The organism is Paenibacillus sp. LHD-38 (genome assembly GCF_031157315.1).
Lineage (GTDB): Bacteria > Bacillota > Bacilli > Paenibacillales > Paenibacillaceae > Pristimantibacillus.
On sequence record NZ_JAVIFU010000077.1, the window covers coordinates 1 to 21,225 of the forward strand.

20 protein-coding genes and 1 pseudogene are annotated in these 21,225 nt (G+C 43.2%); 11 read left to right on the forward strand and 10 right to left on the reverse strand.

The annotated features are described in order from the left end of the window. The 6 genes from RCO25_RS32350 to RCO25_RS32375 form a co-directional block, all read left to right on the forward strand. Positions 1–814: DMT family transporter (locus tag RCO25_RS32350; protein ID WP_374992213.1), on the forward strand; the 814-nt coding region annotated here is incomplete at its 5' end. A 139-nt stretch (positions 815–953) separates the two neighbouring features. Beyond that, entirely contained in the window at positions 954–1,205 is a 252-nt protein-coding gene (locus tag RCO25_RS32355) for a DUF3986 family protein (protein ID WP_309000184.1), read from the forward strand. Positions 1,206–1,379: 174 nt separating this feature from the next. Next, positions 1,380–1,931 carry a TetR/AcrR family transcriptional regulator gene (locus RCO25_RS32360; RefSeq protein WP_309000185.1) on the forward strand — a complete coding sequence of 184 codons (552 nt, stop codon included), beginning with the start codon at positions 1,380–1,382 and terminating at the stop codon, positions 1,929–1,931. A gap of 3 nt (positions 1,932–1,934) precedes the next feature. Continuing rightward, a complete protein-coding gene (locus RCO25_RS32365) occupies positions 1,935–2,306 on the forward strand; it encodes a DMT family transporter (protein ID WP_309000186.1) in 372 nt (123 codons plus the stop codon). 598 nt (positions 2,307–2,904) lie between these two features. Next, positions 2,905–3,444, forward strand: coding sequence for a DUF6022 family protein (locus RCO25_RS32370; RefSeq protein WP_309000187.1), 540 nt, complete (start codon positions 2,905–2,907; stop codon positions 3,442–3,444). 243 nt (positions 3,445–3,687) lie between these two features. Beyond that, a complete protein-coding gene (locus tag RCO25_RS32375) occupies positions 3,688–4,755 on the forward strand; it encodes a hypothetical protein (RefSeq protein WP_309000188.1) in 1,068 nt (355 codons plus the stop codon). A gap of 86 nt (positions 4,756–4,841) precedes the next feature. Here the strand turns inward: RCO25_RS32375 and RCO25_RS32380 are convergent, their stop codons facing one another. The 8 genes from RCO25_RS32380 to RCO25_RS32415 all read right to left on the reverse strand — a co-directional run bounded on the left by RCO25_RS32380 (position 4,842) and on the right by RCO25_RS32415 (position 14,657). Next, a complete protein-coding gene (locus RCO25_RS32380) occupies positions 4,842–6,329 on the reverse strand; it encodes an ABC transporter substrate-binding protein (protein WP_309000189.1) in 1,488 nt (495 codons plus the stop codon). Positions 6,330–6,391: 62 nt separating this feature from the next. Next, the gene (locus tag RCO25_RS32385) at positions 6,392–7,153 is read right to left on the reverse strand and encodes a response regulator transcription factor (protein WP_309000190.1); all 762 of its coding nucleotides are present in this window, start codon (positions 7,151–7,153) and stop codon (positions 6,392–6,394) included. Beyond that, positions 7,128–8,891 carry a sensor histidine kinase gene (locus RCO25_RS32390; protein WP_309000191.1) on the reverse strand — a complete coding sequence of 588 codons (1,764 nt, stop codon included), beginning with the start codon at positions 8,889–8,891 and terminating at the stop codon, positions 7,128–7,130. Before RCO25_RS32390 ends, RCO25_RS32385 begins: the two co-directional genes overlap by 26 nt. Before the next feature lie 142 nt (positions 8,892–9,033). After that, the gene (locus tag RCO25_RS32395) at positions 9,034–10,530 is read right to left on the reverse strand and encodes an ABC transporter substrate-binding protein (protein WP_309000192.1); all 1,497 of its coding nucleotides are present in this window, start codon (positions 10,528–10,530) and stop codon (positions 9,034–9,036) included. Positions 10,531–10,617: 87 nt separating this feature from the next. Beyond that, positions 10,618–11,547 (reverse strand): carbohydrate ABC transporter permease, encoded by a 930-nt coding sequence (locus RCO25_RS32400; RefSeq protein WP_309000193.1) that lies wholly within the window; start codon positions 11,545–11,547, stop codon positions 10,618–10,620. A gap of 12 nt (positions 11,548–11,559) precedes the next feature. Continuing rightward, complete coding sequence (locus tag RCO25_RS32405) at positions 11,560–12,516, reverse strand: ABC transporter permease (RefSeq protein ID WP_309000194.1); 957 nt, start codon at positions 12,514–12,516, stop codon at positions 11,560–11,562. 282 nt (positions 12,517–12,798) lie between these two features. Next, positions 12,799–13,011, reverse strand: coding sequence for an alpha/beta-type small acid-soluble spore protein (locus tag RCO25_RS32410; protein WP_309000195.1), 213 nt, complete (start codon positions 13,009–13,011; stop codon positions 12,799–12,801). A 239-nt stretch (positions 13,012–13,250) separates the two neighbouring features. Then, positions 13,251–14,657 carry an aminotransferase-like domain-containing protein gene (locus RCO25_RS32415; protein WP_309000196.1) on the reverse strand — a complete coding sequence of 469 codons (1,407 nt, stop codon included), beginning with the start codon at positions 14,655–14,657 and terminating at the stop codon, positions 13,251–13,253. Positions 14,658–14,764: 107 nt separating this feature from the next. On the opposite strand from RCO25_RS32415, the gene azlC reads away from it, so the two are divergent. The 3 genes from azlC to RCO25_RS32430 all read left to right on the forward strand — a co-directional run bounded on the left by azlC (position 14,765) and on the right by RCO25_RS32430 (position 17,046). Beyond that, positions 14,765–15,475 (forward strand): azaleucine resistance protein AzlC, encoded by a 711-nt coding sequence (gene azlC, locus RCO25_RS32420; protein WP_309000197.1) that lies wholly within the window; start codon positions 14,765–14,767, stop codon positions 15,473–15,475. Then, positions 15,472–15,804 carry a branched-chain amino acid transporter permease gene (locus RCO25_RS32425; protein ID WP_309000198.1) on the forward strand — a complete coding sequence of 111 codons (333 nt, stop codon included), beginning with the start codon at positions 15,472–15,474 and terminating at the stop codon, positions 15,802–15,804. The genes azlC and RCO25_RS32425 overlap by 4 nt, the downstream gene beginning before the upstream one ends. 837 nt (positions 15,805–16,641) lie before the next feature. Continuing rightward, positions 16,642–17,046, forward strand: coding sequence for a hypothetical protein (locus RCO25_RS32430; protein ID WP_309000199.1), 405 nt, complete (start codon positions 16,642–16,644; stop codon positions 17,044–17,046). A gap of 94 nt (positions 17,047–17,140) precedes the next feature. Here the strand turns inward: RCO25_RS32430 and RCO25_RS32435 are convergent, their stop codons facing one another. After that, positions 17,141–17,935 (reverse strand): hypothetical protein, encoded by a 795-nt coding sequence (locus RCO25_RS32435; protein WP_309000200.1) that lies wholly within the window; start codon positions 17,933–17,935, stop codon positions 17,141–17,143. Between the two features lie 13 nt (positions 17,936–17,948). Beyond that, positions 17,949–18,248, reverse strand: a complete 300-nt coding sequence (locus tag RCO25_RS32440) for a hypothetical protein (RefSeq protein WP_309000201.1) — start codon at positions 18,246–18,248, stop codon at positions 17,949–17,951. Positions 18,249–18,998: 750 nt separating this feature from the next. On the opposite strand from RCO25_RS32440, the gene RCO25_RS32445 reads away from it, so the two are divergent. Together RCO25_RS32445 and RCO25_RS35165 are read left to right on the forward strand one after the other, a co-directional pair. Continuing rightward, the gene (locus tag RCO25_RS32445) at positions 18,999–19,652 is read left to right on the forward strand and encodes a hypothetical protein (protein ID WP_309000202.1); all 654 of its coding nucleotides are present in this window, start codon (positions 18,999–19,001) and stop codon (positions 19,650–19,652) included. Between the two features lie 435 nt (positions 19,653–20,087). Continuing rightward, positions 20,088–20,892, forward strand: a pseudogene (locus RCO25_RS35165) (transposase). The last annotated feature ends 333 nt before the right edge of the window (positions 20,893–21,225 follow it).

Sequence of the window (21,225 nt, forward strand, 5' to 3'; positions counted from 1 at the left end):
CGTTGCAAGATGCTCTGCTTCAATTCCTTGTTCACTTGGTTCATTGTCCTCCACCTCGGCCTCTTTTTCCTCACTATACGTTCTTTTGAGGGGGGCGACAACTATTCTGACACAGGGGGTTATTTTAGCCGGTCTTTTTCTAGGGTTACACTTTTTATTCTGGATGGAATCATTGGTCTATACCTCAGTTGCAAGCTCCATGGTCATCTTGTCGTTACAGCCATTATTTGTAATGATCGGTTCTTACTTTTTGTTCAAGGAACAAGCTAATCTGCTAACTGTGTTTTGCCTGATCGTTGCTCTTTTTGGTTCAATCATTATAGCTTGGGGAGACATAGGGATTTCGAGAGAAGCGCTAATTGGAGACGGATTATCGTTAATAGGCACACTCTTCGTTTCAGCATATCTGTTGGCGGGGCAGAAAGTGAGCCGTAAAATCGATGTCAATGTGTACAGCATTATCGTTTTTTTTATTGGCGGCACCGTCATGCTCGTCTACAATTTGTTAAATCATTTCTCTTTAGTGGAATATGACTCATCTGAATGGACTTATTTTTTGTTGCTTGCCATAATCCCAACTATTTTTGGACAATATATTTTTAATCTTTTGTTAAAATCTATTGGGGCAACTACTGTCTCAGTAGCCATTATTGGAGAACCTGTTCTTGCCATTATTCTTGCGTATCTATTATTAGGAGAAACAATTACTTTCTTTCAGTTCTTAGGCGGTATGATGACTTTAATCGGTATGGGAATGTACTTTTGGTCAAAATCATTAAAGTACAATGTTCAAAATAGCAAAACCAGATGTTGAATTACCTAATGGAACAACTATTGGGTAATTGGGGAATGTTCAAGTATTAAGCTAACGGGTGTGATAGTTGAATAAACCGTAATGTTTAGAACCTATATTTGGCGGTGAATTATTCCGAAATGAAGGAGATAAAGAATAAATGGAAATAAGCCATTGGCACTTGGGGTATTACAAGGATGGCAATGATATAGAAGCTGTTGTTTTTTTTGAAGATGGCAAATGGGTTGTTTATTACGATGATAGTCATGATACAGGCTTGTTTGTAAAGACTCAGCCAAGACATCAATTGTTTGGTGCTGTGATTTTAATGGTGCGTGACTACGAAGAAGCAGAAAATAAATTTTATGAATGGGTAGAGAGCATTTTACTTCCATATAGAAAAACACACTAGTCCTAGTTACACTTACGGGGAACTATAGCTTAATAATCACATGGACGAGGCTGCCGGCATAGAACGGCAGCCTCCTTGAGCTAATGAAAAGTTTAGTGCAATGGTGTGCAAGATTAATAACCAACTTGAAATAAAACCGTCTGGACGGTATAATAAGTGTGGGTGATATAAAAAATGAAAACAAATAAAAGAGATCTGAAGAGAGAACTAATTCTAAAGACGGTGTCGCAAATTGTGAAGGAAGAAGGTGTGGAAAAGTTAACTTTAGAAGCTGTTGCCCAAAAGGCGGGCATCAGTAAGGGGGGATTGCTATATCATTTCCCTAATAAAGATGCTTTGATTCTAGGTGTGATCGAGCAGTTATCCAATCACTTTGTTGAAGGGTTTAATATAAGGGCTAATGACGATCCAAAATCTCAAGGGAAGTGGACAAGGGCATATATCGAGACGACGTTTTTCGGGGAGAGCGATGTGAATGATCTTTATACTGCGATTTCCGCTGCACATTTTACTAATCCGGAGATGCTGCACCGACTGCAACAAGCATATTCTGAGATTCAGTATAAAATCGAGAATGATGAAATAGACCCTGTTCGTGCTACGCTTGTTCGCTTAGCAATAGATGGTCTTTGGTTCGCTGAAATGTTTGGGCTGGCCCCACCAAATGCAGACTTGAGGCAAAAGGTTATTGAAAAGTTAAAAACAATTATAACGGAGGAAAAATAAATTATGGCGTATTTGTTCTTGGCAGTTTCTATTATTGGTGAGTTGATCGGTACATCGATGCTTAAAGCTTCACAAGGGTTCACAAAACTATATCCAACTATATTCACGATAGTTGCTTTTGTTACCTCATTTTATTTTATCTCGCTTGCGCTTAAAACACTTCCTTTAAACATGACATACGCCATCTGGTCAGGGGTAGGTACAGTAGCAACAGCCCTTATTTCTGTACTGATTTGGAAAGAAAAAATAAACACAGGAAGCATTGTCGGAATCGCATTAGTTGTTATAGGCGTAGTGGTTTTAAACTTATTCGGTGCTGGGCATGGTGAGGCGAAGGGCGCGACAGAATCTGCAAGCCCGATTGTTCAAGAATAAGTGAAGCTTTAGGACTTATCGGATTGTTTTTCTTAACAAACGGAGAACGATAGCTGAATAAAGACATCGCGGCAGCCGGTCAAGACTGATCGGCTGCCTTTCCACGCTTACGGAACTTCAGTGGGACTTGAAATGGTAAACCTGAAATTGGGTAATGGAGTCTTAAACGTGGAGTGTTCTTGGAGATTGCGCTTTTCAACCAACATCCTGGTCGGCATTAATGAACGTAATGAAAAATTGGCAGATAAGTTGGCTAAAGGTCAGATTTCCTCAACGATGATCGTAATGAATGAATGGGGTTATTAGCGACCAAAACGCAAGACCTAGCGCTTATTGATTTTCAAACGCATCTCATGAGTATGTACGGTAAAAAATATGGGGCCTATACCGGCTGGAGCTTTGAAAAAACAGTTTGATTCAGCACTAAACTTCGTTGATAGTAAATCCAAAAAACTCCTCAGTAAAAGTTTAAACCATATGCTAAGGTTATTCGCTTGTATTCAAACACCAGCGGTGTTTTTTCTTTATAACCTTTGGATTTGCTTGAATGTTATAAGATAGAAGGGAAAGTGTATCTCAAATGAAAGGATGTTTTGAGATGGGATCAACAAACTTGCTACAAATTGTATTGGATGAGAGCGGCGAAGCTCGCATCAAGAGCATTTCCCGCTACATCAGGGAGCATATTTCCTATAACTGGGATAAAGTGCTAGTGAACCATCATGATAAACTGCAACAGGCTTACGTGGAAGCAGGAGACGTGGCCTATGGAACGTATTTGAACCTGTTGTTTCTTCCCATTCACCGTCAGTTTAAAGAGGCCGGTCTTAATCCGGAGCCCCGGTTCCCAGGAGATTTTGACATCTCACGGGAATGGGGCAATGATCTGCAGGATAACCAGCAGCGCTGGATGTGGAGCACAATTTATGGTCCGCACCAAGAGCCAATTGGCACTATTGTCACTATTGTCTATCATGATCACACACAATTTCAAGTACCTCGGCAGCCAGAAATCCTGGCATTAAGAGAAGTGGGAAAGGAAGCTGTGGTTGAAACATTGTCTGCTCTCTCTACCGAATTTTCCCGAGCGCTTGAGTTTACAATCGAGTATGAGCTTTATTTGCAGAGCCTTGAATAATCTACTCATCGTTCTCTGACGAATAGTAATTAACTCTAGTTCCTGTTGAGCTAACGGGTAACGTTAGTTCATATAGCAACAGCAAAGGCAGCCGACCAAAGTGATTGGCTGCCTTTGCTCAACTAACGGGCAGGATAGCTTAATTCATTCGAGAATACCTTAAATATGAAAAGTTGGGAAGCTCGTAAATAAAACGTTAGCTGAAAGATCGTGAACAGAAAAAGAAAAACCTTAAAAGGAGGGATGGATGAATTGATTCCAACAACTAAAAGACTAATAGATTTAGTTAAATCATCTCCCAATATTGATTCGAGTATTATTTCTTCATATACAAATGTGATAGGCAAGTACGGTGGACTTGAAGATTCCATTGGCCTCTTCAAGTTATTTATTGAGGCCCCCTCAGATTACAATAGAATTTTGCTTTTACAACCGATAATGAAGCATGGAGATTTACAATTAGCACAAGAAATTTATGATTGCTGTGTTTATCAAAAAGATCTAAGGGAAGGAATGCCATGCGAAGTCTTACATGTTTTAGGTTATCTTGGATATAAAAAGTGTACAGAAACCCTTGTATCACTAATTACTTCAGATAACTGGCATATAGCTAAGGCTGCTAGTTTAGGATTATTACATTTACCATGTAATGATTATGAAAGTCAGATAAAATCCATATTAGATTGCTCATTTGGAAAGAGTCTATTTAAGGAGTTCGTACCAGCACTAAGTTTTAAAATTTCAAGCAGCAGTACGGTTTCAAGGTTATTTGAATGGGGAGATAAAAGTGCTTCAACTGATTGTAATTCAGGAATAATCCTAGGTATTGCTTTGTTTGGATCAGATCATAAATACATAATTAAGAATATTTTATGGAATCAGAATTGGGAAGCTCATGGAAGAGGTACAGGTACATGCATTTGGTCTTACATTGCAATGCAGCACGTGGAATTAACCTTTCGGGAATTAATTCAAGATATCAAAATACTTCAGAATGAAGTTATTTCAAAGACGGATCTCAGATACCGTCTGGATGTTTTATCTGAATTGTTAGATTGTAAGTTGACATTTAATGATCAACCAGTTCGGTTTACATTGACTAACAAAGAATCGATAGTTGATATCTATAGAGATCTATTTGATTGGAGCAACGAAGACAAGGATGACTCAATCATTGGAATTATTTCAAATGCACTAGAACAAGAAGTAGAATTATTGAATAAGTATTATCATTTAAGAGAAAAGTTAGAAATGAAAATTGAACATAGTATTGAGGTAGATCATTTAATGGGATATTCAGATAAGTTATAATCCGTCAGCTAACACCGTATTCACGTTAGGGACTAGTGTCGATGGGACCCGGATCCGCTAGCGGGATGCGGGAGCCGCTATAGCGCTTACCTCTTTACGCCCCGCCGCGCATCCAACTGCTTCTGTACTTCTTTCCTTACCTCCTCGATACCTGCGAGTTTTAGCTCCTCGTTAAACTTGGGGAGGATCGTGTCAACATCGACGGTGCCAGTCATGAGGCTTGAATAGTATTTCTTCCAAACCATCTCGATGTTATCGGTTTGGGCGGTCAGCTTGGATAGATCAGGAGTAAAGCCGAGAACGGTGGACTTGATTACTTCAGCGTTGTATTTGCGAAATTGCTCCCATTTATCGAGGGGTTCCGGGTTATCGCCGCCCATGGTTTTCAGGATAAACCAGTTGCCCTGCGTATATTGTACTCCTGCATAGCTTGCTGGTGCATCCGGGATTGGCTCGCCGTCGCTGTCTTTGCCGGGAATGGGGATCGCTTGCCCTTGTTCACTCAGTGTGTAATGGACCCCTTCAATACCATAATTAAATAAGTTTCGTATTTCAGGGTCGGTATTGAGTAGATTCAGAAACTTAATAGACTCAATGGGATGCTTGGTGTTGGCATTAACAGCCATGATCCCGCCACGGACTGATTCCGTGGTGACGACGATAGGGGTTACGGGATTCGATACAACCTTATAGCCGCGATCCTTACTCCAAGCAGTCTCCGAGAGTGGTCCGCCGCCTGAGGATTTCCAGAACACTTTATCCCCGCGCTTAAGTCCGCCAGTCTCCCGAAGCGCTGCGTCTTTGTTAATGAAGCCGTCCTTATAATAACGCCGTAATGTATCTAAAACCTGCCGTGCTTCCTTTGTTTCGAAGATATTCACGACCTCTGCGTTAGGGTCCAGTGATTTCACCATCAAGGGAACTTTATGGTTCACAATATATTCGTAGCCATAGAGAGCGAAGAAATTGTGTGAATCCCGATCTAATTCCATTGGTATGTATGCAGGCTCATTCTGTTGAATCATCCGGAGCAAAGGTTCAAGCGATTCCAGCGTATTGTACTTGGTAATGTCGATATTGTACTTCTTCACTATGGAAGCAGGGTACATCCAATGATCACGCACGGCCAGTTCTTTATTGGTCGGCACCCCATAAATGCCTCCATCAATCATTCGTGCCCCTTGCCAAAAGGTCGGATCAATCGCGTCGTACAAATCTTTACCCAGACTTGTAAGATAGTCATCAAGTCTTAGCCATGCTCCGCGCATAGTGGTGGTTGCATAGTTAGGCGCAAAAGCAATGTCGAAAGGAGTGCCTGCGGATATAAGTGTGTTCAGCCGGTCTTCATACTCCTGCCAACCAATCTTGATATAGGTGATCGTCACGCCAATTTTACGAGCCATGATTTCATTGATTTTATCATTTACGAGCTTCAGATCCTTGTCAGGCTCTCCAATCGTGTAATAAATCAGATTAACAGTATCACCATCATATTTGTAATCGTTGTTTCTGCTAGGCTGCCTGGAGCAACCGGTTGTATACGCTGTGAGCAGCAGTATAATACTGATTGTCATGAAGATACATCTTTGTCTAGAACACTTTAGCATCAATATCCTCCTTTCTGCCGAGTTCGTTGTTAGCCTTTTCCCCGCAGATCAGAGGGTGATTTTCCGAAAAAGCTTTGAAAATGCGTATAGAAATAATTGAGATTGTTGTAGCCGACAGAAAGCGCGATAGAAGAAATCTTCTCATCTGACGATTGAATTCGTTCTTGTGCGAGGAGCATTCGGTAAGCCATTAGGTATTCTGAGAACTTCATTTCGGATTCTTTAAGAAATAATTGTCCAAGATAAGTACTGTTCATCTGGAAGCGCTCTGCGACTGATTTTAAGGTGATATTGTGAGCATACTCCGTCTTGATCATTAGCAGAATGCGGTTGACCAGCTTGGATAAGCTGTCATAACTTACGCCCAGTACGGGATCCTTGTTCAAACTCTCACAGCTTATATTACCTATCGTACCACCCAGATCTTCAACAATAATCTTCTCAATAACTTGCTGCAGCTTTGTACGGTCTACAGGCTTGAGCAGATAGTCTTTGACACCGCAACGAACGGCTTCTTGAGCATACTTGAATTCACTATAGCCGCTCATAATCACATATTTCGTAGGGATTTGGAGCTCGTTGAGTCTGTGGATCGTTTCATAGCCAAGATTCTTACCAACGCAGACATCAAAAATTGCGACATCTGGCAGCAGGTCTACAACCTTGGACATGGCAACCTCCGTAGATTCGCAGGTTTCGATCCGACTGAAGCCGTATCGTTTCCAGTCCAGGATTCGCTTCATCCCCTCCAAAATCTGAGGTTCGTCATCCATAATCAGCAGTGTGTACATGTTCAGTCACCTCTTTTGAAATCCGTACAGAAATCTTAACTCCAGCTTCCTCATTATTCTCAATCTCTATAGAAAAGCTTTTCCCATAAAAGAAGTGAAGCCTTGTGTATACGTTGCGTAAACCGATACTCTCGGAAGAAGTATCATCATTGTTGGACAGTGTGCTTCGCACTGAATGTAAACGCTCCGCATGAATACCACGCCCATTATCCACGAATTCTAATACATAATGCTCTTCAGCTTCCCAGCCATTAACTACATACAGGTTAAACTCATTACTAGCGCTAAAGCCATGGATGAAAAAATTCTCAGCCAAAGGCTGCATCCAGAATTTTACGGTAGGGATCAAGAGTAACACCGGCTCTACATTGACTTGATAAAAAAAACGTCCTGGATACTTAAACTCCATAATCTCTAAGTACTTCTGTAGTAATTCCAGCTCACTTGCAATAGAAATAATATTCTCCTTTTTGACAATTTCGCGATAGAGCGCGCCTAAGGTAGCAATTGCATCAGCAGTGTCCCTGTCCTGGTTAACAAGAGCAGTGGAGCGGATAACCTCTAACGTATTGTAAAGAAAATGAGGGTTAATTTGGTTTTGGAGCGCTTTCATTTCAGTTTCTTGCTGCTTTAGTTTAAGCAAATATTCATTACGGATATGCTTATCTAACTGCTGAATCATATCGTCTAATTCCCTTGCGATCATGCCGTATTCATTTCGACGATAACGGGCAGGGCGATTAGGTGTAAAATTGGCTGTTTTCACGCGTCCAATCGATTGAATAATGCGATGCAGGAAGCGGGAATCATCCCGCATATTGTACACAATGAGCAGTAGTACACTAATCATGGTTGCTAATACGATCAGAAAGATGGTGATTAGCATCCTGGCATGCTGCCGAATCAGCATAGATAAATCAACGATGCTAACGAATTTGAAATTGAACTTGGTGGACGGAAAGGTGATAAAGAATATATGCTTAAAAAAACCCTTTGAAATATAACCATGACTGCGTCCATTCGCCGCCGCCAGACGGGATAATTCCTTCAATTCTTGGTCCTGTTCATTACCGATAAGGTATATCTCACCAGAAGCACTGACTGCAGCAGCCTCTCCCAAACGATATTTTTGTATAGATTTAAAAACTTGATCACTGCTGGCCAAGAAGCGCAGCTCCCCTAATTCCTTAGATCCGAGTGCAGGGTCCGATAGTTTCTTGTGATATACGAATCCCTTTAGAATAGTATCGTGGAAAGCTTCGTCTGTATTTGGAAGACCGAACTTGAAGCTTGCAATTCCGTTGTCGTTAAATTGTACGACATTGCCATACTGGTTGGTATGCAGACTAACCTGCGTGATTCCACCTTGCGCCCAGCTGTACAGGTAGGTTTTAATATCCTCTGGAAAGGATACCAGCGGCTGTGAGAATCGGCTGTTTTGCAGACTACTGGTTAAGTATCCTTCAGCACTGCTGCTTAAAAAGCTGCGAGCATCATCCATTAGACTATGATTGGAGTATATACGCTGCATGTAAGCCTCAATTCGGTCGGCATCATACTGCAGCTCATTCTCTATACCAGCGAAAGCATTAGCAGCCTCTAAACGGGCATCACCAACCCATTGATTCAGCAGCATTGCACAGGTCAGAATGCCAAGTGTGAGTCCGATGGTCACGACGAAGATGACATAGGCAATAAACTTGTAACGATAAATTTTGATTTGTAAAAAAGAGCTCATACGACACCTCAATTGCAGCAGCTCGCCCTAAAGTAAGCGTTTACCCTACCACTTTAACATGATTAAGCAAAGCTTCATAGATAGCAAGAAAAAAGCATCCCATACAGAGTGTCTCAATAAGGGATGCTCATTCTTTTTCATCTTACTTGAAGTAATTATTAATTTGCTCTTGAGCAGCATTCATAATCGTGTCCATGCCAGCGGACTTTAATTCAGCTGTAATCTTCGGAATCATTTTCTCCGGATCGGATGCGCCTGTAATAAGTTCATATTTGTATTTATCCCATACCGATTGGCAATTCGCAATTTCTGTCTGAAGATTGCTGATATCCAGTGCGAAACCTAGTACAGTGGAAGATGTCGCTGCATCGTTCAGCTTTTTAACCTGTTCCCATTGATCTTCAGGAGCACCTTTTGTAACCGCTAGATTAAAGAATGTAGCTTGGGAGTAAGCAGCCAGCGGCCAAGTATCGGAAGTACGCTCGATTACCTTTTCGCCATCGACATTTTTGTAGTCTACGTCTAACTCACCGAATGCCAGCATATTGCGCAGTTTTGGATCTGTGTTGACTAATTCGAGGTACTTCAATGCTTCCTTCTTATATTTCGAATTCGCAGAAATCGCGTTCAGGGAGCCTTGGATCGTGCTCGTTGTATAAATAGGTCCATAGTGCTGAACCATATCATATTTTTGAACAGCATCATTGATTTGCCAGCTTACTTCAGCACCTGGAAATGCCTGAGCGGCAAAGAATGGTCTGCCTTTGTCGCTCTCTGTTTTAGTCGGAGCATCAGGGTTGATGATGCCATCCTGATACCATTGATGGAGGAGCTTCAAATCGGCCATAATATCAGGCTGCTCGAGAACAGAGACAACTGTGCGTGATCCATCGTCAGCTTTTACGCCAATTGGAGCGAAACCTAGCGTTAAATCGTCATAATTGTTAAAGAAACCGTTCAAGCCTTCGCCTTGCGTCATTGGCAATGGGTAGAAGCTTTTGCCTTCGCCAGACTTTATACTGCGTAGAGGTTTATCAAGATCCTGCAGTGTTTTGATGTTGTTGATATCGATATTGTACTTTTGCACGTATTTATCATCGTATACCCAATACTGCGTTAGTGCTGAATCTTTATAGGTAGGAACGGAATAATACTTGCCGCCAATTTTCGTACCATCCCATACCTTTTCAGGAATCAATTTGTATAAGTCAGGAGTTTCACTTTGAACCAGATCAGTGATATCGGCTAAAGCTCCCATAGCTACTTGCTTGCTGTATTTACCGCTGTTTGTGAACATAATGTCGAATGGTTCGCCAGTATTTACAATCGTGTTTATTTTGGTGTCCCATTCACCCCAGCTGGCTACCTTGATGTCAATTTTCACACCAATCTTCTCAGCAGTGTATGCATTCATAGCATCAATAGCTTGGCTGAAGTTATTAGGTACTTGGCCGCCGATGGTCCACCAGACCAAAGTCGGAATATCCTTACCAGGTGTAGTGGTGTCCTCTGTTGTGTCTGTAGTTGTCGGTGATCCGTTTGTTGCAGATGGAGAGTTCGAGCCGGAGCAGGCTGCTAAGGCAGTCACCAGTAGTGTGAGAATACAAAGCGTAGAGATGAACTTCCAAGATTTCTTCATTTCATTTCCCCCTTTTTGAAGTTATATCACCGTAAGAGTTGCACAGTGATTTATCATAAACCAAGCTTGCTTGGCTTATTTCGTTTATTATCCTTTGACTGCGCCGATCGTTAGTCCGGAAATGAAATATTTCTGGAAGAACGGATAGGCGAAGGCTACAGGCAGAACAATGATAATGGCTACAGCCATGCGGGCAGATTCCTTCGGCATCGTTGCGACGAGCACGGCATAGCTAACGCCCATACTGGCAGCATTCTTGGCAAGTGCATCCACATTGCTCATCAAGCTATTTAGCAGTGCCTGCAGAGAATACAGGTTCTGGTTGTCGATATATAGCATCGATTGGAACCAGTCATTCCAATAAGAGAAGCAGAGGAACAGTCCAATTGTTGCAATGACCGGCAAGGAGATCGGTAGGATGATGGAGAAAAAGATTCGCAGCTGGCTCGCGCCATCAATTTCAGCAGATTCAATCAGCCCATCGGGAATCGTGCTTTTAAAGAATGTTTTACAAATGATAACGTTGAACGATGAGACGGCCAGCGGTAGAATAAGTGCCCAGACGCTATCCTTTAGTCCTAATAAATTTGTATTAATGAAGTAGCTGGATACCAAACCGCCATTGAATATCATGGGGATGAATACGACCCAGGTCAGAAAGCCATTCAGCTTGTAGGTTGGGCGAGAAAGCACATAGCCCATGGAGGTGGTAAGCAGTACACCGAGCAGAGTACCAACCACAGTAACAAGAGCGGATACGCCGAGCGCCCGCAGAATCAACGTTCCCTGCTTGACTACATAGGCGTAAGCCTCTCCCGACAATGCAACCGGCAACAGATGATATCCTGTTTCACGTATGGAGTCCTCACTGGAAAATGAAATGGATAGAACAACAACTACAGGTATGACACAGAGCAGCGCCAAGATGATAAAAATCAAGTTGAAAAAGATGTTTACGACTTTGCTTGTACGGTTAAATTTTTCAAGGCCTGTTTCGTAAGTCGTTCTCGTTGACATGGTCATACCTCCTTACATCATCGCGCTATCACGATCAATTTTACGAACAATCCAATTAGCGATTAGAATAGTTGCACAACCCAGAACAGACTGTACGAATGCGGCAGCAGCTGCCATCCCCAATGTAGCGGATTTCAGTTGTTTGTATACCATGACATCGATTGTGGTAGACACATTGAACAGAGAATTGGAATCTCGCGTAACCTGATAGAACAAGCCAAAATCGGTGTAGAATATACGTCCGACTGCCAAAATGAACAGCATGACGATCACTAGCTTGAGCATAGGCAATGTAATAAATCTCGTCTGCTGCCAAATGGAAGCGCCATCAATAACAGCTGCTTCATAATAGGTGCTGTCAAGGCTTGTGATAGTCGCCAGATAGATGACCATACCATAGCCCAGGCCTTTCCAAATATTTAAGAGAATCAGAAAGTAGGGCCAGTATGCCGGCTCCATATACCAGTTGACAGGATCGCCGCCCATATTAACGAGCATTTGATTGACAATCCCTTTATCAAAGCTTAGGAACGCCCAGCCTACCGCAGAGACGACAACCCAAGATAGGAAATAGGGGAGGAACATCATCGTCTGATAGACTTTACTTGCTTTGCGGCTGTGGAGCAGCCCGATCATAATAGCGAGTAGGACGGGCAGCACAATACCTAGAACGATAAAAATAATGTTGTATCCAATGGTGTTCCGAATAATGATCCAAGCATCGTTCGACTTGAATAAGAATTCAAAGTTTTTGAAGCCTACCCAAGGACTATTAAATACATTGCTCAGGAACCCGCCGCTAATTCTGAAGTTTTTGAAGGCAATAATGATCCCGAACATAGGTAAGAAACAAAACAGTATGTACCATATCGTCGTAGGCAATGCCAAGAGGGTGAGTTCCGTATCCTGCTTGTGCCAACGAATCCGTAAGCGCTTTCTTTTATCTTGAAGTTCAACTGTCGATTTCATGCCTTTCACTCCTTTCGGTGTCTTCTCGGTTGTATTGCACTTGTTAGGTTCATTGTATAATAGGAGGATTCGATGCTTCTAGATAACAAACTTGATACTATAGTCAACAAACGTTAGATTCGAAAAATTCTGTCGCAGAACATGTGTGCTATTCCACTATATGGATGCGATCTTATTGTATACAGTAGGGTCAGCAGTCAGCGATTTTGATTTTCTTGAAAACAATGAATAGAAAAAAAATAGCCCTCCTAGTCTCTTTATGAGATTGAGGAGGGCTATTTTTTAGAATCTTCTGGCTCCTGAGCTAAGGGATTGTTCTGCAATTTGAATTAATGCTCTTGTGATGTTTCCACCAATAGTACCTGCATCACGAGTAGTCATATTCCCATTGTAACCATCTGGAGACCATTGAATTCCAAACTGTTGTGCTACCTCATATTTCAAGTGGTCTAGTGCTGCTTGTGCTTGTGGAACAACTAAACTTTTTCTGCTCATGTATGTTCACTCCTTAATTGGATGTGAAGTTATTTTGTGGATTGTTTGGCTTTTTATACATCATTTTTGGAATTAGAAGTGAAATATGATCAAATCGATCGATTTCTCCGACTTCTTCCTGTACGAGGTAGCTGTTAGTTTCAGTGCGCGTTCAAGCGTCCAAGTGGAATTCGACCGCCCAGTAAGAGATTGAATCGTCGCTGTGATGTCTTTCAGAGACTTAGAGCCGTTCAAAATCTTTACTCACATTGAAATGGTGAGATGTTTTTTTGCAAGATTTCCAACCCAGTTTCTAATTCCTCCAATGATTTTGTAGAAGCAAGTGCTACACGTAAAAATTTGTTCGGCACACTGGCACCACTCAGAAATCGGTCCGAGTGGAAAACGCGGAGGCCTTGGCTTTGCAAGGAACTCTCTATTTGCACTGCTGAGCCATGGCTCGATATCGGCAGCCACCTGTAAAAACTTAATGGATGACCATTGCTTGGGGCTTGAGGGAAATACGTTGAAAAAATACGATTCGCCGCCTGCGCCAGCTTCTTTTTTTCCTCAACAATCTCCTTGGCTCTCCCAGACAAAATTAGCTCGGTTATGATCTCCGCATCCAATGAAGAAGTCTTGACATTGATATTAAAAATGGCTTTTTCGATCCTCTTTTTGAAGTTCTCACCGAACACAATGTATGCAACTCGAAGCCCGGAACAAAGAGACTTGGAGGTGCTGCAAATATAGACGGTTTGATCTGGCAGAAGTTTAAACATGGGAATCATATAATCATCGAAACTGCCCGCTGTCAAAAAAGCATGAATATCATCTTCAATTAAAATTAAATGACGATCGCGAATAACGTCAGCGAGTTCCTTTTTTCGTTCCACTGACATCACTACCGTCGTGGGATTCGAACAAGAAGGCATAAGAAAGATGCCTTGGATATCCAGCAGTCGGCACTGAGCATCAAGCTCACTAGGCAGCATGCCATGTTCATCACCCAGAACAGGAACCAATTGAATCCGATACATTTTCGAAATTTCAATAAAATTCGAATACGTGAATACATCGACCGCAATACGATTTCCCGGTTCGAATAATGCGAGTAACGTAATAGCGAGCGCGTTTTGTGCACCTGAAACAATAGCTATATGCTCTGTTTCCGATTGGATCCCAAACGCATTTATCCAACTTAGTCCCGCCATTTTATGGTGTAGTATGCCAGTTGGATCATTGTAATTCAGCAGCTCCTCCAGATAGCTTTTCTCCATCACTTTCTTGGCCGCTAATGCTACGTGGGAATTACTTTGCTCAAATGATGCAACAAATCCAAGATCAATGCAATTTACGGCGGTTTTGTCCTTTGAAATGGTGACGGAACGCGCAGCATTGGGCGATACGAACGTGCCGCTTCCGGTAATCGCATAGATATATCCTTTTGTTTCGCAGATTTTGTAGGCACGTGTAATTGTCGTAAGGTTCACATCTAAAAAATCAGCCAACTCCCGTTGAGGCGGTAGCTTAGTTCCAGGAGCCAAAAAACCATTTGTTATTTCTTGCTCCAATAATGAGGCTAAGGATTGATAGATAGGGCGTTTCAAGGCGTTTTTGTCAGGTCTCCATGACATTGGGTAATCAACGAAGGAATTAATCGGCATACGATACCTCACGAAATTGTAATACATACAATTATATCGTTGATTGTATGGATTTGCACTGTTAAGATTGCAGAAAAGTAATTGAATTAAGGAGATTTGAGCTAAACATGAAAAACAAAAGTGACCTTTATATGGCATTTCGTGCAGCCGTTCCCACTACAATGCCCATATTAGCAGGGTTTTTATTCTTGGGCATTGCATATGGGATTTTTATGAACGTTTCGGGCTTAAATGCGGTGTATGCGATTCTTATGAGTCTATTGATATTCGCAGGCTCAATGGAATTTGTTGCTGTCAATCTGTTGCTTGGAACATTTAACCCATTAGGTGCATTAATGCTCAGTTTAATGGTAAACGCACGTCATTTGTTTTATGGGATATCTATGCTTGAAAAATACAAAGGAACTGGCATGAAAAAGGTTTATTTAATCTTTGGTCTTTGTGATGAATCCTTCTCCATCAATTACACAGCAGAAATCCCCCAAAAGGTGGATAAAGGATGGTATATGTTTTTCGTCACGCTGCTTAATCATTTTTATTGGGTGTTAGGAGCTGCTATAGGTGGGATTTTTGGGTCGCTCGTTCAAGTCAATATGGAGGGTCTTGAGTTCGTCATGACCGCGCTATTCGTCGTGATCTTTATTGAGCAGTGGATGAAGGAGACAAAGCACCATAGCGCAATATTGGGGTTAGTGGTATCGCTTCTATTTCTTATCGTGTTCGACAGTAGGAACTTCATCCTCCCAGCTATGATTAGCATTCTCTTCTTGCTTACTTTGATGAGAAAGCAGCTTGAAAGAACAGGTGAGCGCGTATGACAATGACATTGTTTGAACAGATGATTACTATCGGATTGGTCGTTTTGGGGACTATGATGACTAGATTCATTCCATTTATTTTATTTCCTTCTGGTAGATCTACTCCACCATATGTACAGTATCTTGGAAAAGTACTGCCGGCAGCGGCACTGGGGTTGCTGGTCATTTACAGTCTTAAAGATATTAGCCTGTTTTCCGGTAACCACGGTATATCAGAACTAATATCCGTAACAGTCGTTGCTTTTCTCCATATTTGGCGAAGAAACATGCTTTTATCCATTGCAAGCGGAACGATCGTCTATATGTTATTGATTCAAATGTTTTTTTAGCTTTATCTATTTAGGAAATGGGGAACAAGAATGACATTCAAATCTGATTCAGAACAAGCGTGCATGATCTCAAATATGAACATTTGTCACTCCCATGTCTTAACGGGTCAAAGCCCTCTCATTCCTTCGTTACGCCTATCCAAGGGGTGGAGGCCGGTCTTGCTAACGGTACGGGTCGGTGCCCATTGGTTTAATTAATCCGGTACTCCGTGCTTTCTATGAAATCCTGCGAATAAGCCAAAACTCGTACAACGAAACGGGTTGTTAGGTTAAGCTGCTTGCAAGAGCGGTAACGTTTTTTGTGGCATGTAGGCTTGACCGCTGCGCGCCATCTCGACTAGTATTCTAGCCAATTTACCGCATAGTTTCATAATGGACCTTTAAATCACGAGCTGAATTCCAAGTTGACAATGGCACCAAACAGATTTGTCGTCCTCGTGAGAATATTGAAAGCGGAGTGCTTCCATGGTTGCTCCGCCGGTTCTTCTAACATATCTAAAAATACGATCATAAATTCGAATTAAAACTCGATACTTAGTAAAGTCTGTTTCTACTATCTTGACTGAACATTATATTACAAGCGTATACTTTGTCAGAGCAAAAGACATTCACGAATCACTCATAGTCCAGCATATGATGTAGCAACAACAGCATGATGCACAAGAAGGAGCGATTTCGTTGCCTTGGAAAAAATCAAGACATCGGAAGAAATCACGGGCTAGCAGCAAGAAACACAAGTCTGTTTATTCGAAAAGGAGGAGTAAAAGATTCGTCAAAGCCGATCCAGATGGTGCTTCGCCGACCTTTTCACGGTTGATGGAAAAGGTGATCAGGACGATGGAGGATCAAATTATGAATGTGGAGATCAAGCTGGCTGTCCAGCAGTATTTGATTAATGAGACGATTGATGAATGGAACAGGAAGGGCTGGCTAAGCGAAAGCGAAGTGAAGAGCTTGTACGAGCGGACCTACCAGTATTGGAAAAATGATTTGAAGGAGCAGGGCAGTCCGTTTGCGGAGCTCGATTTCATGAAACGGCCGGCGCTTGAAATGTACAAGAGCCACCTCAAAAATGCCGATGCCGTGGAGCCGGTCAATCCAGGTCCGTCTCAGCCGCATGTGATGAATCCGAGAAGAGAAGAGGACGCAGAGCTTCTGCACCAGATAAAAGAAGAATTGAAGGAAAAGAAACGGGAATTTTTGAGGCAAAGGCTGGATGAGATCAAGCGGACCTTAAAGTAAAGACACGAAATCGGCGAAAGAAATCGCCATATTCCGTGTCTTTTTTTTTCTTCTTCGGCCTGTATACATAACGCTCTCCCGTTTCCGGTACAGGTTAACGGGCCTCAGAACCGGCAGGAATCGGCATCGTGCCGGGGGGCAGCACGGCGATACCCGGCGCGATTTCAACCGAACCCGGAGGCGCCGTCATGCCGGGCGGAATGAATGTTGCTCCCGGCGGAATGATGACGGAAGCTGGTTCTGGAGCCGGAAAAGTAGGAAGCGTTTCGGGCGTTAGGGTCGCGCCTGACGGAAGCGGAAGCCCGGGCGGAATGCTGATCCCTTGCGGAATGCCGCTGCCGGGAAGGAGACTGCCGAGATTGAATTCTTCCCCTGGAACCGGTGCTGCACCCGGAGTCGGTGTTACGCCAGGAGCTGGAGTTATATCAGGAACCGGTGCGATACCCGGATGAGGAGATAGAGCAGGAGCTTGAGCGCCGGCTTGACTTCCCTGAGCCGTTATATTGGTCGTAGTTATAGTTGGCGGCAGAGCGCTGGTAGGCGCTGAGCCGTTGAACAAGCCGATCTGCATGGAGCCGCTGAGTGTTTCCAGATCGATTGCATCGAGAAAAATTTCGAATTTTTCGAATTCGTTATGGATGTACGTATTGGAAGGCTGACGGTTCTGGCTCATGTGCGTCACGACGGACTGCATATCGGCGAGCTGGCGCTGCATATGGAGCAAGGCTTGCAGCGTTTGCTGCTGAACATACTGCATGTGCTGCATGGATTGGAGCATGGCCGCATCGGAAGCGGGAATCATGTTTGGATTTGGGTAAACGCACGGATAGGTGGAAGGATAGGTGCAGGTATATGGATATTGGGCATAAGGGTATTGGCGGTCGTTCAATTTGAATTTCCTCCTAGACATTCCCGTTCCCGCCGTTCCCAAGATCGTTGATGCGGTTAAACGGTGTATTAAACTTATTGTTGTTACCGGTATTGAACGCACCGGCTCCGCCATGCTGAGTGGTCGTTGTCCTGGTCCTGCTGGCGTTATTGTTGCTGTTAAAGTTATCTGTATCTGTATTTTGACTGCTAATCGGGTCAATGACTGCGAAGTCTCCAACGTTAAAGGAGGCGGAACCACTCATCGTAGTGACGTTGATGTTTTTTATGTTGATATTTACTTTAGCTCGTGATGAACGGCGTCCGTATGGCATCCTTTTTCAGCCCCCTCCTTAACCTAGAAACTCTTGCATCGATTCACACCCAATCCGGTAGTATTCTCCTTACTAACAGGATATGTTTCGTTTCGTTAAAGGATAGTGTTTTTCGGGAAATAGGCTTGCTCGTTCCAACACGTATTTGTATTTGTCCAAGTCTATATAAGGTTAAATAGATATCAAATGTATCGTTTACACGGTATCAATCATAATTAAGTAGAGGGGAAAGAGATTGGCAATATGACGGCGGTAACGCGTCAGCAGGAGCTTGAACCCTAATATGGTTCTCAGGTAGGCGAGAGAGCTGAACCGTTGTGCTACGCGTAGGACCGAAGAACCGCTTTCATACCGTAAGCAGACTGATTCTTGGATACCTGTTGTACCCTTAGACGAAATGGCTTCGAAAGAATATGACGTCATTGTCGTCAGGACCGGAGCAGGTGGAGGGGCAGCCCTCTGGAGGCTTTGCGAACAATTGAAACATACGTGAAAACGGATAGGTATTGTCGAACGAGGAGGGCTGTTACTGCCGACGAATGCTTTCAATTTACCGACAGGGTCAATAGCCGGGAGTCTCTACAACAACCCTCGGATCGCCCCTCGTTTGGGCGAAACCCTCCCGCAGTTTCCAGGATCCCGGTTGTTGTATGCACTTGGGGGTGTCCGCGCATTCCGGATTTCGAACTCGCGAAATGGCCCGTCCCAATTCCGGAAATGCATAGGTACTACAGTATCGCCGAACGGATAATGACCGTAACCGATTTATATTCACGATATTCCACATTCACTCAAATTTTGCTTGACCGTTTACGGGCGAAGGGATATCCGAAGGCCGTCGATCAACCGGTTGCTATCGATCTCCAACCTACGCAATTTGGAGATCTTCATTCGAACGCCTATTTCAGTTCGATCATTTTTTTGGAAAGAACGTTGGAGCTGCATCCCTTCGATCTAGCCGTAAATGCCTGGGCGATTCAGGTCCTTACGGGTCAGAATCAAAAAACGCGGGGAATCCGGGTGATAACGCCGGAGAAGAAAGTCTATGATCTTCGCTGCAAATCCGTGGCTCTCGCCGCAAGCGGATTGGAAACACCGAGGATATTGCTTAACCCGGGGATTCCCTTAAGAGCGTTCGGTCACTATCTCACCAATCACTCCATCATCAATGGAAACGGTGAAATCAGCAGTGAAGAATTTACGGAAATATTGGGAATGATCTATATTTTGGTCCCACAAACATGGTATCGCCCTTTTCAGCTTCAAATCTTCGGCTCTTATTACTCCTATCAATATCGTTCAAAACCGAGAAAAAATGAATGGGAAGGGAATGCTCTGATTACATTGGGAAAAGTGCAATCCCAATACGAGAAACCGGATGTTTCTGGATCCAATCAAACGTGACACTTACGGATTGCCTGAAATTCAAGTTCAATTCAGCTACAGTCCTACGGATTGGACCGTCATCGAACAATCGGCTGTCTCCCTTAGGAAAATAGCCTCGATTATAGGATTAAAGCTAGAATATGAAGGAACTTTATTTCTCTTACGTTAATAAACACCGCTATAGGCTGCGGATGAGGTGAGTGGGGGAACCACCAGCTCCTCTAAAAGTAGGATGTTAGTTTCATTGACTAATTCGTTGATGCGGACATGATAAGGGTCTTTACGATACTTAAAGGCTTCAACTCTTCCATTAGATATACCATAAAGAGGGTGCCCAAAAAGCCATAGGCTTTAGGGCACCCTCTTCAATGTTTTAAAATCTGTAAAAAACAAAGAAACCAACCTTTGGTAAAATGGAGGTACCACCCCACCATCTTCGAAAGGAAGGTTTCTATGTACATTCAATATACCATGGACCAACTTACCCTGCCAATGGATTTGCCGGAAGATATCCCCGAAAATCACCTTGTTCGTGTCGTGAAAGATGCTGTGAACCGTCTGAGCGATCGCATCTTTGCCGACGCTTATCCCGGCGGCGGCCGAGACAGCTATCACCCGAAAATGTTAACGAAGGTCATCATTTATACCTACACCCAGCGCATCTATTCTTCCCGTCAAATCGCTAAGGCCGTTCGTGAAAATATTATGTTTATGTGGATTGCAGGCCGGCAACGACCAGACTTCCGTACCATCAACAGGTTTCGTTCTGAGCGAATGAAAGAGACATTGGAAACCGTCTAAGCTCGACAATTGGCATTACGACGAGGAAGAAGATACGTGGACATGCGCGAATGGACAGAAACTTGTCTTTCGCTATGAAAGTAAAGATACAACAGAAAGTGGATTTGAAATCCGACATCGTCATTACCGCAGTGTGAGCTGTGAAGGGTGCCCCATCAAACCCGCTTGTACGAAGGCGTAAGGCGACCGAGAGGTTCGAGTCAGTCTGAGATACATGCGTTACAAACAGCAGGTGCGGGAAAAGCTGCGCAGCGAGGAAGGTTATGCGCTGTCGGTGAGACGAATGATTGAACCCGAAAGTGTATTCGGGCAGATGAAGAATAACCGGGGGTTCCGGCGGTTCCTGCTTCGCGGCTTGCCAAAAGTAAGCCTAGAGGTCGGGCGGCTTTCACTTGCCCATAATCTACTTAAGCAAGCAGCCATAGACCAGAATAGAAAAATAGCGGTACAGGAATAGCCCACTGTAGCAATATTTTTTCATGTTTTCCAACATTTCTGTTCAAAGCGAGCTATCTCTCCAGCGAGCTTACTACTTTTGGGACAGCCCCTTTCTTTTGTTTATCCAATCTCGTTCATGTCAATAATGATATTTATATTAGGGAAGGGTTTAGTTCGAAACACAAAATACTGGAAAAGTGATAAAGTGGGGCGTGCAAATGGAGCAGGGCGGATTCCTTGGGGAAACAAGCGGTAAAGACTCTTCGACAAGTACGACTTTACTTGATCAGAAGACCGGAAACAACGGCGGAGAAAAAAAACCAATTTCGAAAATTCTTGAGGTTAATCAGCA

Bases quoted from the DNA above. Each gene is read 5' to 3' on its own strand.
- RCO25_RS32355 (WP_309000184.1), top strand. From the start codon at position 954: ATGGAAATAAGCCATTGGCACTTGGGGTATTACAAGGATGGCAATGAT.
- RCO25_RS32360 (WP_309000185.1), top strand. From the start codon at position 1,380: ATGAAAACAAATAAAAGAGATCTGAAGAGAGAACTAATTCTAAAGACG.
- RCO25_RS32365 (WP_309000186.1), top strand. From the start codon at position 1,935: ATGGCGTATTTGTTCTTGGCAGTTTCTATTATTGGTGAGTTGATCGGT.
- RCO25_RS32370 (WP_309000187.1), top strand. From the start codon at position 2,905: ATGGGATCAACAAACTTGCTACAAATTGTATTGGATGAGAGCGGCGAA.
- RCO25_RS32375 (WP_309000188.1), top strand. From the start codon at position 3,688: ATGGATGAATTGATTCCAACAACTAAAAGACTAATAGATTTAGTTAAA.
- RCO25_RS32380 (WP_309000189.1), bottom strand. From the start codon at position 6,329: ATGACAATCAGTATTATACTGCTGCTCACAGCGTATACAACCGGTTGC.
- RCO25_RS32385 (WP_309000190.1), bottom strand. From the start codon at position 7,153: ATGTACACACTGCTGATTATGGATGACGAACCTCAGATTTTGGAGGGG.
- RCO25_RS32390 (WP_309000191.1), bottom strand. From the start codon at position 8,891: ATGAGCTCTTTTTTACAAATCAAAATTTATCGTTACAAGTTTATTGCC.
- RCO25_RS32395 (WP_309000192.1), bottom strand. From the start codon at position 10,530: ATGAAGAAATCTTGGAAGTTCATCTCTACGCTTTGTATTCTCACACTA.
- RCO25_RS32400 (WP_309000193.1), bottom strand. From the start codon at position 11,547: ATGTCAACGAGAACGACTTACGAAACAGGCCTTGAAAAATTTAACCGT.
- RCO25_RS32405 (WP_309000194.1), bottom strand. From the start codon at position 12,516: ATGAAATCGACAGTTGAACTTCAAGATAAAAGAAAGCGCTTACGGATT.
- RCO25_RS32410 (WP_309000195.1), bottom strand. From the start codon at position 13,011: ATGAGCAGAAAAAGTTTAGTTGTTCCACAAGCACAAGCAGCACTAGAC.
- RCO25_RS32415 (WP_309000196.1), bottom strand. From the start codon at position 14,657: ATGCCGATTAATTCCTTCGTTGATTACCCAATGTCATGGAGACCTGAC.
- azlC (WP_309000197.1), top strand. From the start codon at position 14,765: ATGAAAAACAAAAGTGACCTTTATATGGCATTTCGTGCAGCCGTTCCC.
- RCO25_RS32425 (WP_309000198.1), top strand. From the start codon at position 15,472: ATGACAATGACATTGTTTGAACAGATGATTACTATCGGATTGGTCGTT.
- RCO25_RS32430 (WP_309000199.1), top strand. From the start codon at position 16,642: ATGGAGGATCAAATTATGAATGTGGAGATCAAGCTGGCTGTCCAGCAG.
- RCO25_RS32440 (WP_309000201.1), bottom strand. From the start codon at position 18,248: ATGCCATACGGACGCCGTTCATCACGAGCTAAAGTAAATATCAACATA.
- RCO25_RS32445 (WP_309000202.1), top strand. From the start codon at position 18,999: ATGACCGTAACCGATTTATATTCACGATATTCCACATTCACTCAAATT.